We start from the raw sequence: 14,087 nt of genomic DNA on the forward strand, positions 1-14,087 counted from the left end.
ATATGAATTTAAGTACAAGTTTAAGCGGAATATATTTGGAAAATCCATTAATGCCGGCATCAGGCCCATTAGTTGGAGATTGCGAAAAAATGAAAATAATATCTGACTTTGGAGTTGGAGGAATTGTCACAAAAACAATATCTAGCAAAGGGGCAGAAGTAGTTAGGCCATGCATATATGGTGGACAAGACTTTGTTATGAATGCTGAGTTATGGTCAGAATATGAGCCAGAAGTATGGTTAGATAAATTTCTACCAGAAATAAAGGCAGAGATAAATAAACCATTATTTATAAGTGTAGGGTATTCAAAAGAGGACATGGAAAACTTAATTCCAAAGCTAGATAAGTATGCTGATGCCTTTGAAATATCAACTCATTATGTAGGAAAAGATTTATCAGCAATACAAGAAACGTTAATGACTATAAGAAAGCATACCCAAAAGCCAGTTTATATGAAAATGAGTCCACATATACCTGATCCAGTAGGATTTGCGAAAATGGTTATAGAAAACGGTGGTAATGGAGTTGTAGCGATTAATTCTCTAGGACCAACTATGAAAATAGATGTAGCATCAAGAAAAGTATTAATAGGGAATAAAGAAGGAGAAGTATGGACTTCAGGGCCAGCAATAAAACCAATAGCTTTAGCACTTATCAACAAAATTAAGAAAGCCCTTCCACAATGTGAAATAATTGGTGTAGGTGGGGTAGCTTCAGCAGAAGACGTAATAGAATTTTTACTTGCTGGAGCAACTGCAGTTCAAATGTTGTCTGCTGCTATGCTTAAAGGAAAGGATTTATATAAAAAGATAGTTGAAGATCTTCCAAGTGCTTTAGAAAAGTATGGATTTAACTCTATTGAAGAAGTACTAGATACTGAATTACAAACTGGTAATGTAAAGTATGATCCTATTTATCCATCTATTGATTACGATAAATGTGTTAACTGCAAATTATGTGAAAATATATGTCCATACTTTGCAATTAGCAGTAAAAATGAAAAAGTAGAAATGGACAAGAGTAAATGTTTTGGATGTGGATTATGTGAATCTAAATGTCCAAAGAAAGCAATCAAAAACGTATTTTAATTTTAGCTCCTTATGAAATGGAGGAAAGATTATGGATAGTATAAGAAAATCAGTTATAAAAGCTGATCATAAAATTAAGGTAGACGGAAGTGCTAAATATATTGCGGATATTAAATTTAAAAATAGTTTATATGCTAAGACTCTTCGTTCAGAAAAATCAAAGGCTGTTATAAAAAGAATTTTTATTCCTGAGTTAAAAGATGGTTATTATGTAGTTGAAGGAAAAGATGTTCCTGGCTTAAACAAGGTGAAGATAATTCAAAATGACATGCCGGTTTTTTCCGACAAAGAAGTTAATTATATAGGAGAGCCAATCCTTTTAGTGTTAGGGCCGGATCTTGAAGAAGTTATAAGTATTTTAAATGATATTAAGGTTGAATATGAAGAGGGAACTCCTGTTTTTGACATGAGAGATTCTACGGAATCATTTGATAAATATGAATACGAAAAAGGCAATATAAAGGATGCAATTAAAAAATCTATAAAGGTAATAGAAGAAGAATTTTATACAGGATATCAAGAACAGGCTTACTTAGAAACTCAAGGATTAGTTGGAGATTATGAAGATGACAAGGTTTCCGTGTATGGAACTATGCAATGCCCATATTACGTTAAAGGTGCTGTTGTTCAAGCATTAGGATTTGAGGAAGATAAAGTAAGAATTGTACAAACTACAACTGGAGGTGGCTTTGGTGGTAAAGAAGATTATCCTTCTCTACTCGGAGCACAGGTTGCAGTGGCAGCTTATAAGGCTAAAAAGCCAGTTAGGTTAATTTTAGATAGAGCTGAGGATATGGCATTTACAACTAAGAGGCATCCAGCTTTACTGAAATACAAAACGCTTCTTAATGAAAATAACAAAATAATTGGGATGGATGTAGATATTATATTGAATGGTGGGGCATATGCGACTGTTTCTAGTGTGGTTCTCCAAAGGGCTTTGTTATGTGCTATAGGTGTTTACAACATACCTAATATCAGAGTTAAAGGGCGTGTAGTAAAAACAAATACTGTGCCTACTGGAGCATTTAGAGGTTTCGGTGGTCCACAAAGTATATTTGGAATTGAAACACATATGGCGCATTTAGCGAAAGAATTAGGATTCACTCCTTTAGAGTTAAAGAATAAGTATTTTGTAAAAACTGGTGATGATACTTGTACTGGCGGAAAGTTTACTTATGATGTAAAGCTTGAAGAAATGTTAGAAAAAGCTGAAAAAATAAGTGATTTTAGCAGAAAATATAAAAAGTATTCAAGTGAACAAGGGATTATGAAAAAGGGAATAGGAATGTCAATATTTCTACATGGATGCGGGTTTACTGGAAGCGGAGAGAGGGATTTTATTAAAGCCAAGGTAAAGTTATTAAAATATGAAAGTGGAGTTATTGAGATTCTAGTATCTAACACAGATATGGGACAAGGTCTACAAACAACATTTAAGAAAATTGTAGCAAAGGCTCTTGATAAGAATTATCAAGATATAATTTATGAAAATCCAGATACAGATAGAGTTCCAGATTCAGGGCCAACTGTAGCTTCAAGATCAATTATGGTAGTAGGTAAGCTGCTTGAAAGAGCTGCTTTAAGACTAAAAGAAAATTGGGTTGATGGAAAAGAACAAATAATAGAAGAAAATTATAAACACCCAGATTTAATACCTTGGAATATAACGAAATTTAATGGTGATGCTTATCCAAGTTATTCATGGGGAATAAATGTTGTAGAAGTTGAGATTAATACGGTAACAGCTGTTACTGAAGTAACTGGAATATATACAGTTTTTGATATTGGAATTCCAATTGATGAAACTATAATGGAAGGACAAATACAAGGGGGAGTTATACAAGGCCTTGGGTATGGTTCTTGCGAAAACATGGAATACGACAAGGTGGGAAAAGTTAGGCAACATAGCATAACTGACTATATTATCCCAACTGCAAAGGATGTTGTAAATATTAAAAATGAATTAGTAGATAATCCATGTGATCTTGGCCCATTTGGAGCTAAGGGAGCTGGGGAGCTAACTTTAGTAGGAACTGCGCCAGCTTATGCAAATGCAATAGAAAATGCACTAGGAGTAAAAGTGAATAGATTGCCTGTAACTCCAGAATGGATAATGGAGGCGATAGTAAATGAGTAATACAATTACATTAAAGATAAATAATAAAACAATAGCTACAGAAGAGAGTTCTGCAAAGAGACTTTTAGATTTCCTTCGAGAAGATTTGGATATAACGGGTCCAAAGGAAGGCTGTGGTGAAGGGGAATGCGGTGCTTGTGCTGTAATTATAGATAAAGAATTAATTAATTCTTGTTTAGTAACAATTGGCTCTGTACAAGGAAAAGAGATTATAACGGTTGAGGGATTAAAAGGGACAAAACAATTCGGTGTCTTGGAAAGGTGCTTTGCAGAAGCAGGGTCTGTACAATGTGGTTTCTGTACACCAGGAATGATAATGGCAGCACATGCACTGTTATCTAAAATTCCAAGGCCAACAGAAGATGATGTCAGAAATGGAATTTCAGGAAATTTATGCAGATGTACAGGATATAACATGATTATTAATGCAATACTTATGGCATCTAAAAGAGGTGATGGGTTATGGTAAATGGATATTTACCAAAAGATTTGGATGAAGCATTAAAAATATTAAATGAAAAAGATGTAACTATTTATGCCGGAGGAACTGACCTAATGGTTAGGAATAAAAATGCTGCATCACTTCTCCCAAAATTTAATAAAGACTTGTTATATATAGGAGATTTAAAAGAACTAAAAGGAATTAAAGAGTCGGATGATAGCTTAGAAATAGGAGCAGCCTGTACTCTATCAGCGCTTTTAAGAGCAAAAGGGATTCCAGAAGTGTTAAAAGAGTCCATAAGACAAATAGCATCACCAGCTATAAGAAATATGGGGACTATTGGAGGAAATATATGTAATGCATCTCCGGCTGGGGATACCTTACCTATACTATATGCATTAGATGCGAAGCTTAAATTGGTTGGCGAAAGTTCATCAAGAGAAGTTCATATAGAAGATTTTATATTAGGACCAAGGAAAATTATCCTTGAAAGAACTGAAATTTTAAAAAGCATAATTATACCAAAAGCAGAATTCAATAAAGTATATTATGAAAAAGTTGGAGCTAGAAAAGCTTCTGCTATATCAAAACTTTCTTTTATTGGTCTTGCAGAAGTAAAAGATGGAAAAGTAAAAGACATAAGAATTGCAATAGGTTCAGTGGCTCCTAAGGTAGTCAGAGTAATAGAGGCAGAAAATTTTATAAAAGAAAAAAATCTAGAGGATATAAAATCAGAGATGGAAGAAATACGCAACATTTATTCTAAAGAAATAATCCCTATTGATGATCAAAGATCCACAGCTGTTTATAGAAAAACAGTAGCTTTAAGGCTTATTCAATATTTTTTAAATATTAGGATATAGAGCAAATTAATTTTAAAGGGGGAAATAGTTATGAATAAGAACATCAAAAAGAAATTACTAACAGTAATTGCTGCAGTAGCATGTTCTACTATGCTGCTAGTTGGATGTGGGTCAGCATCTACACAAACTTCAAAAGATGATGGAAAGGAAACAAAGACAGAGGCTTCGGGCGAAAAGCTTAAGGTAGGATTCATTTATATTGGATCAGCTTCGGATGGAGGGTATAGCCAAGCACACGATAATGGTCGTAAATATTTAGAAGAAAAGCTTCCAAATGTTGAGACTATAGTTAAAGAATCTGTACCGGAAGGTCAAGAAGTAGAAAAAGTTGCTACAGATATGATTGACCAAGGTGCTAAGGTGATTTTTGCAACCTCTTTTGGATATATGGATTATATAGAAAAAGTATCAAAAGAATATCCAGACGTAAAGTTTTTCCACTGCTCGGGGTATAAGACAACTGATAATATGAGCACATATTTTGGTAGAGAATATCAAGCTAGATATCTTACAGGAATCGTAGCAGGGATGAAGAGTAAAAACGGTAAAATTGGTTATGTAGCAGCATTCCCTATTCCAGAAGTTGTTAGAGCAACGAATGCATTTGCTTTAGGGGTAAGATCAGTAAATCCAAATGCAGTAGTAAAGGTAACTTGGACTAACACATGGTATGATCCAGCAAAAGAAAAAGAAGCTGCTATATCATTGCTTGATCAAGGTGTAGACGTAATTGGGCAATACCAAGATACTACAGCTGCACAACAAGCAGCAGAAGAAAGAGGCGCGTTCTCTATTGGATCTGATTTAGATATGTCAGCATCAGCGCCAAAGGCTAATATGACAAGTGCTGTTTGGAATTGGGGTACTTATTATGTAGAAGCTGTTAAAACTGTTATGGATGGAAAGTTTAAATCAGAAAGCTACTGGGGTGGTATAGATACAGGAATAGTTGACATAGCACCATTAACTAAGAATGCACCAGAAGGAGCACAAGCAAAAGTTGACGAAGCTAAAGCTAAAATGGTAAGCAAATCTTGGGATGTATTTACAGGACCAATCAAAGATCAATCAGGAGCTATAAAGGTTGCTGAAGGTCAAAAAATGACAGATAAGGAATTGCTAAGCTTTGACTGGCTTGTTGAAGGAGTAGAAGGTCAAATTAGTAAATAATAATGAGGAAAGAAGGTCTCTTTATGGAACAATGTGTGAGTGTTGAACTAAAAAAAATAACAAAGACTTTTGGATCTGTCATAGCTAATGAAGATGTAGATTTAAAGGTACAAAGTGGAGAAATTCATGCACTCCTCGGAGAAAATGGGGCTGGAAAGAGTACTCTAATGAACATGCTATCAGGAATTTACAATCCTGATAGTGGTTCAATTTATATAAGAGGAAAAAGAGTTCAGTTTAAATCTCCAAAGGAATCCATTGAATGTGGAATAGGTATGGTTCACCAACATTTTAAATTAGTTGAGAGATTTACGGCAAAAGAGAATATAATTGCTGGTAATAAGGGAAAATTTTTTACCAAAAATAAAGAAGTAGATCAAAACATACTAAGCTTATGCGAGAAATATAATCTACAAATAGATTTAAAAAAAAGAGTAAGTGAAATGTCTATAGCTGAAAAACAAATGCTAGAAATAATTAAAGTATTGTATAAAGGTGCAAATATTTTAATACTAGATGAGCCAACAGCGGTACTAATGCCTCAAGAAGTAGGTAGACTATTTAATATAGTAAAACGAATGAAAGAACAAGGATGTGCAGTTATAATAATAACTCACAAGCTGCATGAAGTAATGGCTATATGTGATAAAGTATCAGTATTAAGAAAAGGAAAAAACATAAAGACTTTAAATATAGCTGATACAAACGTAAATGAATTAACAGAGCTTATGGTAGGGTATAAAAGCGATTTGAAGATAGATAAAGTATCATCAAATAAAAATACATTGATATACGATGTAAAAAATATTTCAGTCAGAAATAAATTAGGAGTACAAGTACTTAAAAATATTAGCTTCAGTATGAATGAAGGAGAAATTTTAGGAGTAGCTGGAGTTGCGGGAAGTGGTCAAAAAGAGCTTTGCGAAGCTTTATTTGGATTACAGAAAGTTGAGAGTGGAAATCTTATATTTAAAGGAGAAGATATTACTAATAAATCTCCAAGAGAAGTTTATAAAAAGGGAATTAAAATGGGACTTATACCAGAAGATAGATTAGGTATGGGTTTAGTTGGAAGTATGGGTATTGTTGATAATTTATTACTTAGAAAATATTATGATCAAAAAGGATTGTTCTTAAAAAGAAATGAATTAACAGATATTGCTACAAGTATGGTTGAACAGTTAGAGATAAAAACGCCAGGCATAGACCATCCAGTAAAGCAATTATCAGGTGGAAATATACAAAAAATATTATTAGGTAGGGAAATAAGTTTAAGCCCAGATATACTTATTACTTCATATGCAGTAAGAGGATTAGATATTGGGGCTACATATCAGATATATGATCTTTTAAATAAGGAAAAGGAAAAAGGAGTATCTATATTATTTGTGGGAGAAGACTTAGATGTTCTTTTGGAACTATGTGATAGAATAATGGTTTTATGTGGCGGAAAATTAATAGGTATTGTAAATACAAAAGATGCAACAAAAGAACAAATTGGTATGATGATGGCAGGACATATGGAAGAAGCAGCTTTGGATTTTAAAGATAATAAAATTGAAAAAGTAACGAGTGTGAAAGGAGGAGGCTTATATGATTAGAATGAGAATAGTAAAAGCAAAGAAGCTAAGTAAGAAAAAGAAGATATTGCTTCAAGTATTTGCAGTTTTACTGGCTTTAGTATTAACTGGTATTTTCATTTTGCTTATGGGTCATGATCCTATTAAAGTTTATGTGTCAATGTTAGATGGATCTTTTGGAAGTGGACATAGAATTAAGGAGACGATTGTAAAAACAATACCTCTCGTTATAGCTGGATTAGGTATCGGAATAGCATTTAAAATGAAATTTTGGAATATTGGAGGAGAAGGACAAATGCTCATGGGAGGATTTGGCGCAACTTTTATAGCTTTAAATTTTAAGGATTCTCCTAAATTTCTAGTAATAATTTTAATGATAATAGTGGGGATGATTTGCGGAGGTTTATGGGCTTTATTTGCAGGAATTTTAAAGTCAAGATTTAATACAAATGAAACTATAATAACACTAATGTTGAACTATATTGCTTTAAAATGGATTGTTTATCTTCAATATGAACTTTGGAAAGATCCAGCATCACTCGGGTTTCCAAAGATAGCTAATTTTAGTGATAATGCAACCTTGCCAAAGGTATTTGGCATTCATATAGGGTGGGTAATAGCGCTTATTTTAGTAATAGTAGTACATGCATTCTTGAATTACACAAAGAAGGGATATGAAATTTCTGTACTTGGAGAAAGTGAAAATACCGCTAAATATTCTGGAATGAGTGTAAAAAAGATAATACTATTAACAACTTTTATAAGTGGTGCATTAGTTGGACTTGCGGGTGTTATCCAAGCTTCTGCTGTTACAAATACACTTAGTACCCAATTGACTTCTAATGTAGGTAACACTGCAATAATAATATCTTGGCTTTCAGGGCTTAATTCTATATGGACTCTATTAGTTTCCGTAGCTTTTGCTGTTTTGATTCAGGGGGCATCTTATATACAAACAGCATTTCAAATACCTCAAGCTGCAGCAGATATCATACAAGCTATGATTTTGTTTTGTGTATTAGGATGTCAATTCTTCTTACAATATAAAGTTGTAATTGAAATTTCAACTAAATCCGAAAGTGAAGTAGATGTGACTAAGGGAGGTGAAACATATGGACATTAGTTTGTTTTTATCATCAGCGGTTATAGCAGGAACACCATTGCTTTTCGCCACACTTGGATGTATTTTGGGAGAAAAGGTTGGAAACTTAAATTTAGGAATTGAAGGCATGATGTTAATGGGTGCTATTGGCGGATTTATATTGGGTTACACAACAGGAAATGTGTTTTTAGCACTTTTATTTAGTATGTTACTTGGTGCTATTGGATCACTAATATACTCTATTCTTACAGTATCGCTTAGAGCAAGCCAAGTTGTTACAGGTCTTGCATTAACAATATTCGGGAGTGGATTTTCAAGTTTTATTGGAAAAGATTATGTTGGACAAGTATTATCAGATAATCTTAAAAATATTTTGGCACCTATAAAAATACCTTTAATAAGTGATATACCTGTTATAGGGTCAGCTTTATTTAATCAAAGCATGTTTGTGTACTTAGGATATATATGCGCTATATTAATTTATTTTTATCTTAATTTTACAAAGTATGGGCTGAATATGAAAATGATTGGAGAAAATCCTTATGCAGCAGATGCAGCTGGAATAAATGTTTCACTATATAAATATATTAATTTATTAATTGGTGGGGCTTTATGTGGACTTGGTGGAAGCTTTTTATCCTTAGTTTACATACCTTCATGGCAGGAAAATGTAACAGCAGGTAGAGGGTGGATTGCTGTAGCATTAGTAATTTTTATCGGATGGAGTCCTGTAAAAGCTATTTTTGGGGCTATTTTGTTTGGTGGATTAGATATACTAGGGCTAAGATTGCAAGGAACAGGAATAGAAGTAAACCAATATTTTATAACAATGCTTCCGTATGCAACTACAATAATAGTATTGGTCTTAGGCGGATTAAAGAAGAATAATTTAAATTCATCACCACAGGCTCTCGGAGAAGCATACTTTAGAGAAGACAGGTAAAAAATCAAGTTAGAATCTGATAACTAACAGTTAATAATAAATGAAGAAAAGCCTATATGGGCTTTTCTTTAAATATACATAATTAGAAGTTTCGTTTAGAGTTTAATCCAATTTGATCTGTATGAATTTATAGCTGTTGAATTATCAATGTTTTATGAGAGAGGTGCTTTAAATGTTTAAAGTAAGTATAAATGGAAAAGAATATGAGTCGCAAACGGATATGGCATTAATGGACTTTCTAAGAGATGTGCTTAAGATAACGTCAGTGAAAAACGGATGCAAAGAAGGTGCATGCGGAACGTGTACTGTTATTATTGATGGAAAGACAACACGTGCATGTATCCAAAAACTTTCTAGACTTGAAGGAAAAATGGTACAGACTATAGAGGGCTTTACAGAGAGAGAAAGGGATGTGTTTTCATATGCTTTTGCAGCTGCAGGAGCTGTACAATGTGGGTTTTGCATTCCGGGAATGGTTATTAGTGGTAAGTGTTTAATAGACCAAAATTCGAATCCATCAAGAGAAGATATAAAGCAAGCAATCCGTACTAATATTTGCCGTTGTACGGGTTATGCAAAGATTGAGGATGGCATTCTTTTAGCAGCAAAAATGCTAAGAGAAAACTTAGAAATACCTGAATTAAAGCAAACTGGTAGGGTTGGAGAGAGAACATGTAGAGTGGATGCTCGTGATAAAACACTAGGAACAGCAAAGTATGTAGATGATTATACTTTTGATGATATGCTATATGGAAAGAATGTATTTAGTAAATATGCGCGTGCAAAAATATTATCTATTGATATAAATAAGGCTTTAACAATGTCAGGAGTTGTTGCCATATATACTGCAAAGGATATTCCAGGTCAGAGATATATTGGCCACTTAGCACAAGATTGGCCAGGAATGATTGATGTGGGAGAAGAAACAAAGTGTTGTGGAGATACTCTTGCAATGGTTGTGGCGGAAACAAGAGAAGAGGCTATGGCTGCAGTAAAGGCTGTTGAAATAGAATATGAGGAATTAGAGCCTATTCGTAATCCGAAAGAGGCTGCAGTTGATGGTGCACACCAAGTCCATGGGGAAGGTTTTATGCAATTTGGAAAGTTTAGAATTCCAGAGAACAATGTATTTGATCATGAGGAAGTAAAACGAGGTAATGCAGAAATTGCACTTGCAAATTCTAAATTTATAGTAGAAGGCACTTTTTACGTTCCGCCGACTGAACATGCTTTCATGGAACCTGAAACTGCTATTGGGCTGCCTGATGGAGATGGAGTAATGGTTATTACAGGAGCTCAAGGTATATATGATGAATATCATGAGATTAGTAATTACCTAGGAATTCCAATGGAAAAGGTTAGAATACAAAGTGCAGTTGTTGGAGGTGGATTTGGAGGCAAGGAAGATATGAGCGTGCAGCATCAAGCAGCTCTTTGTGCGTATCTAACCAAACGACCAGTAAAAGTGTTTTTTAGTCGTCAAGAAAGCATTAATTATCATCCTAAACGCCATGCCATGGAGATTTATTGCAAAATAGGATGCGATGAAAATGGTATATTACAAGGGATGAAAGCTAGGCTTACATCTGATACTGGTGCATATGCTTCCTTAGGAGGGCCTGTTCTCCAAAGAGCTTGTACGCATGCTGGAGGTCCTTATAATTATCAAAATGTAGATATTGAAGGAAATGCTTATTACACAAATAATCCACCAGCTGGTGCATTTCGTGGCTTCGGAGTAACACAATCCTGTGCAGTTGTGGAGCCTCTGATAAATAAATTGGCTGAAAAAGTTGGGATTTCGGGATGGGAAATTCGTTACCGTAATGCCATAAGAACTGGCCAATCACTACCAAATGGACAACTTGCTGATGAAGGGACCGCCATGGTAGAAACATTAGAAGCAGTTAAAGAAGAATTCGAAAAATATGAAGCAGATCCTAATTACTATGTGGGCATAGCATCTGCAATGAAAAATGCCGGTGTTGGTGTAGGGGTTCAAGATATAGGACGTTGTAATTTAAAGATATTAAAAGGAAAAGTTCATGCTAGGTCTTCTGCTGGTGCAATAGGTCAAGGAATACAAACTGTACTGCTTCAGATAATTTGTGAAACAACTGGGTTAACACCAGATAAGATAATTGTTGAGCATCCAGATACTAAATATACACCTGACTCAGGAACGACAACAGCATCTCGCCAAACAACATTTGCTGGGGAGGCAGCACATCAATCATCATTAAAATTAAAAGTTGATTTAGATAATGGACATACATTGGAAGAATTAGAAGGAAAAGAGTATATCGGAGAATTTGAATTTAAGACAGATCCGATCGGTTCGTCAAAACCAAATCCGGTGAGCCATATTGCGTATGGATATGCAACACAACTAGTTGTTATTGATAAGGATGGTAAATTAGTAAAAGTTGTTGCGGCTCATGATATTGGCAGGATAATTAACCCTCTTTCTGCGACAGGTCAAGTAGAGGGTGGTGTAGCAATGGGACTGGGATACGGGTTAACAGAAGATTTTCCACTGAAAGATGGTATTCCACAAGCAAAGCTTGGTACTTTAGGCGTTTTCAGAGCAAATCAAATGCCGACCGTTGAAGTACAATTAATCGAAAAGAATAATCCTGACAGTGTTGCATTTGGCGCTAAAGGAATTGGTGAGATAGTATGTGTGATGGGTGCACCAGCATGTCAAAATGCATACTACAAAAAAGATGGTATATTCAGATATAGTTATCCTTTGGAAAATACGTATTACCGTAAACCAAAACCTGCTGCTTTAAAAGTGAAATAAGAATTGACTTTGAAAGGTATATCATGAAGCAAAGTTAAACTGTAGACTTTGCTTCAAAAGTTGCTGAGGTTAATCTATGAAGATTTTTAAATATAGTAATGGAAAAATAGGAGAACAAATATTATTAATAGAGGCGTTAAAAATAGATATTAATAAGAAGAACATAATTTCATTTGTTGGAGGAGGAGGTAAAACAAGTTCAATATATAAATTGGGTGAAGAATTAAAAACTCTAGGTAAGAAAGTTATTATAACTACAACTACTCGTATGTTTATGCCCGAGAGCAATACGGTTATTACGGGAAAAAAAGAGGATATTATTAAATCATTAAATGATGAAGATATGATTACAGTTGGGTTGTTATGTGACGAGAAGAATGAAAAATTTGACTATAATAAATTGAAAGATAGGGGTAGTCTAGAGAGTTGTGAAGAACATATTCCACGAAAAATAAGTGGAGTATCAAAAGAAATAGCTGAGAGTTTTATAGAAATAGCTGATTTCGTACTAGTGGAGGCTGATGGAGCAAAAGGATTACCATTAAAGGTTCCAGCTGAGCATGAGCCTGTAATTTTAACAAAAAGTAATTTAGTTATAGGAGTATGTGGCATTGATGCAGTAGGAAAGAAAATTAAAGAAGTATGCCATAGGTCAAATTTAGTTTCAAGATTTTTGAATACAGATGAAGAACATATCATTAATGCTTGGGATGTTGCGAAAATATTAGCAAGTACTAAAGGTCAAAGGAAAGATGTAAGATGTCCTTACAAAGTTATCATAAATAAAGCAGATACAATAATGGAGTTGGAGAATGCCAAGAAAATATCTAAGGAATTATCTGATTTAGGAATAAATGAAACAATAATAACAACATTTAAAGATAAATTATAATATAAAGTCAATAATTACTTTAGGCATATTAAAAAATAACAAGTCATCATTGGAGAGTATTTTATATGTCTTAAATGAGAAGGTGGAGTAATAATGATTGTATTAATAAAGGGTGCTGGAGATATAGCAACAGGGGTAGCTCATAGATTGAAAAGATGTGGATTAGACATAGTTATGACAGAGATTTCAGAACCTACTACAGTCAGAAGAACAGTAGCATTTTCACAAACCGTATATGATAATACTGTAGAAGTTGAAGGGATAAAAGCAATCCTTGTCTCTAAAATGGAAGAAATCAACAAGGTTATTAAGGAAGGGAATATTCCTGTATTAGTAGATGAAAAAGCAAAAATTATAAAGGATCTTAATCCAGATGTAGTAGTGGATGCTATAATTGCGAAAGAAAATTTAGGAACAAGGATTAATGATGCTTCGATTGTTATTGCTCTCGGACCAGGATTTACAGCTGGTTTTGATTGTCACTGTGTTGTTGAGACTCAAAGAGGTCATTATTTAGGAAAGGCAATATATAGCGGAAGTGCTATCCCTAATACTGGTGTACCAGGAGATATTGGAGGATATACTAGTGAAAGAATAATTAGAGCTATAAGTGATGGAAAGATATTTCCGGTATATAAAATAGGAGACTATGTAGAAAAAGGTGATATTGTAGCTTATGTAAATAGAATTCCAATATTTGCGGAAATAAGCGGGATAGTTCGTGGAATGCTTCAAAAGGATGTTAATGTATTTAAAGGAATGAAAAGTGGAGATATTGATCCTAGGTGTGAAAAAAATCATTGTTTTACAATTTCAGATAAAGCCAGATCTATTGGGGGAGGCGTACTGGAAGCAATTTTATATTTAAAATCCATGTTATAGATAAACAATGCATATTTGGGCTTTAGGGTTAATTAGCCGAAATAACAAATACTCTATTGTTTCGATTGATAGAGAAAATGGCTATGAATTTCTAATAAAGAAAAATTCTATACCAATTTTCTCAGTGTAACTCTGCACAAAAGAGTACGTGTCATTTCAGGTAGAGTTATAAGAAAGTA

11 protein-coding genes are annotated in these 14,087 nt (G+C 34.0%); all 11 read left to right on the forward strand.

The features are described from left to right. Nucleotides 1-2 precede the first annotated feature (2 nt). The 11 genes from ACJDTP_RS08015 to yqeB all read left to right on the forward strand — a co-directional run bounded on the left by ACJDTP_RS08015 (nt 3) and on the right by yqeB (nt 13,908). Entirely contained in the window at nt 3-1,088 is a 1,086-nt protein-coding gene (locus tag ACJDTP_RS08015; RefSeq protein WP_406760890.1) for a 4Fe-4S binding protein, read from the forward strand. 31 nt (nt 1,089-1,119) lie between these two features. After that, nucleotides 1,120-3,228 carry a xanthine dehydrogenase family protein molybdopterin-binding subunit gene (locus tag ACJDTP_RS08020; protein ID WP_406760891.1) on the forward strand — a complete coding sequence of 703 codons (2,109 nt, stop codon included), beginning with the start codon at nt 1,120-1,122 and terminating at the stop codon, nt 3,226-3,228. Next, the gene (locus tag ACJDTP_RS08025; RefSeq protein ID WP_406760892.1) at nt 3,221-3,697 is read left to right on the forward strand and encodes a (2Fe-2S)-binding protein; all 477 of its coding nucleotides are present in this window, start codon (nt 3,221-3,223) and stop codon (nt 3,695-3,697) included. The genes ACJDTP_RS08020 and ACJDTP_RS08025 overlap by 8 nt, the downstream gene beginning before the upstream one ends. After that, a complete protein-coding gene (locus ACJDTP_RS08030; protein WP_078115830.1) occupies nt 3,691-4,533 on the forward strand; it encodes an FAD binding domain-containing protein in 843 nt (280 codons plus the stop codon). The genes ACJDTP_RS08025 and ACJDTP_RS08030 overlap by 7 nt, the downstream gene beginning before the upstream one ends. A 30-nt stretch (nt 4,534-4,563) precedes the next feature. Beyond that, nucleotides 4,564-5,703 carry a BMP family ABC transporter substrate-binding protein gene (locus ACJDTP_RS08035; protein ID WP_078115831.1) on the forward strand — a complete coding sequence of 380 codons (1,140 nt, stop codon included), beginning with the start codon at nt 4,564-4,566 and terminating at the stop codon, nt 5,701-5,703. 23 nt (nt 5,704-5,726) lie between these two features. Further along, on the forward strand, nt 5,727-7,304 hold the full coding sequence (locus tag ACJDTP_RS08040) for an ABC transporter ATP-binding protein (protein ID WP_078115832.1): 1,578 nt from the start codon (nt 5,727-5,729) through the stop codon (nt 7,302-7,304). Further along, nucleotides 7,297-8,406 (forward strand): ABC transporter permease, encoded by a 1,110-nt coding sequence (locus ACJDTP_RS08045; protein ID WP_078115833.1) that lies wholly within the window; start codon nt 7,297-7,299, stop codon nt 8,404-8,406. The genes ACJDTP_RS08040 and ACJDTP_RS08045 overlap by 8 nt, the downstream gene beginning before the upstream one ends. Beyond that, a complete protein-coding gene (locus ACJDTP_RS08050) occupies nt 8,396-9,328 on the forward strand; it encodes an ABC transporter permease (protein WP_078115834.1) in 933 nt (310 codons plus the stop codon). The genes ACJDTP_RS08045 and ACJDTP_RS08050 overlap by 11 nt, the downstream gene beginning before the upstream one ends. A gap of 172 nt (nt 9,329-9,500) precedes the next feature. Next, a complete protein-coding gene (gene xdh / locus ACJDTP_RS08055) occupies nt 9,501-12,134 on the forward strand; it encodes a selenium-dependent xanthine dehydrogenase (RefSeq protein ID WP_406760893.1) in 2,634 nt (877 codons plus the stop codon). Nucleotides 12,135-12,210: 76 nt separating this feature from the next. After that, entirely contained in the window at nt 12,211-13,026 is an 816-nt protein-coding gene (gene yqeC, locus ACJDTP_RS08060) for a selenium cofactor biosynthesis protein YqeC (protein ID WP_406760894.1), read from the forward strand. A gap of 93 nt (nt 13,027-13,119) precedes the next feature. Further along, nucleotides 13,120-13,908: a selenium-dependent molybdenum cofactor biosynthesis protein YqeB gene (gene yqeB / locus ACJDTP_RS08065; RefSeq protein WP_406760895.1), complete on the forward strand. Its 789-nt coding sequence runs from the start codon at nt 13,120-13,122 to the stop codon at nt 13,906-13,908. The last annotated feature ends 179 nt before the right edge of the window (nt 13,909-14,087 follow it).

The sequence above is a fragment of the Candidatus Clostridium helianthi genome, assembly GCF_045310795.1.
GTDB lineage: Bacteria > Bacillota > Clostridia > Clostridiales > Clostridiaceae > Clostridium > Clostridium helianthi.

Bases quoted from the DNA above. Each gene is read 5' to 3' on its own strand.
- yqeC (WP_406760894.1), top strand. From the start codon at position 12,211: ATGAAGATTTTTAAATATAGTAATGGAAAAATAGGAGAACAAATATTA.
- ACJDTP_RS08015 (WP_406760890.1), top strand. From the start codon at position 3: ATGAATTTAAGTACAAGTTTAAGCGGAATATATTTGGAAAATCCATTA.
- ACJDTP_RS08030 (WP_078115830.1), top strand. From the start codon at position 3,691: ATGGTAAATGGATATTTACCAAAAGATTTGGATGAAGCATTAAAAATA.
- xdh (WP_406760893.1), top strand. From the start codon at position 9,501: ATGTTTAAAGTAAGTATAAATGGAAAAGAATATGAGTCGCAAACGGAT.
- ACJDTP_RS08040 (WP_078115832.1), top strand. From the start codon at position 5,727: ATGGAACAATGTGTGAGTGTTGAACTAAAAAAAATAACAAAGACTTTT.
- ACJDTP_RS08045 (WP_078115833.1), top strand. From the start codon at position 7,297: ATGATTAGAATGAGAATAGTAAAAGCAAAGAAGCTAAGTAAGAAAAAG.
- ACJDTP_RS08025 (WP_406760892.1), top strand. From the start codon at position 3,221: ATGAGTAATACAATTACATTAAAGATAAATAATAAAACAATAGCTACA.
- ACJDTP_RS08050 (WP_078115834.1), top strand. From the start codon at position 8,396: ATGGACATTAGTTTGTTTTTATCATCAGCGGTTATAGCAGGAACACCA.
- ACJDTP_RS08035 (WP_078115831.1), top strand. From the start codon at position 4,564: ATGAATAAGAACATCAAAAAGAAATTACTAACAGTAATTGCTGCAGTA.
- ACJDTP_RS08020 (WP_406760891.1), top strand. From the start codon at position 1,120: ATGGATAGTATAAGAAAATCAGTTATAAAAGCTGATCATAAAATTAAG.
- yqeB (WP_406760895.1), top strand. From the start codon at position 13,120: ATGATTGTATTAATAAAGGGTGCTGGAGATATAGCAACAGGGGTAGCT.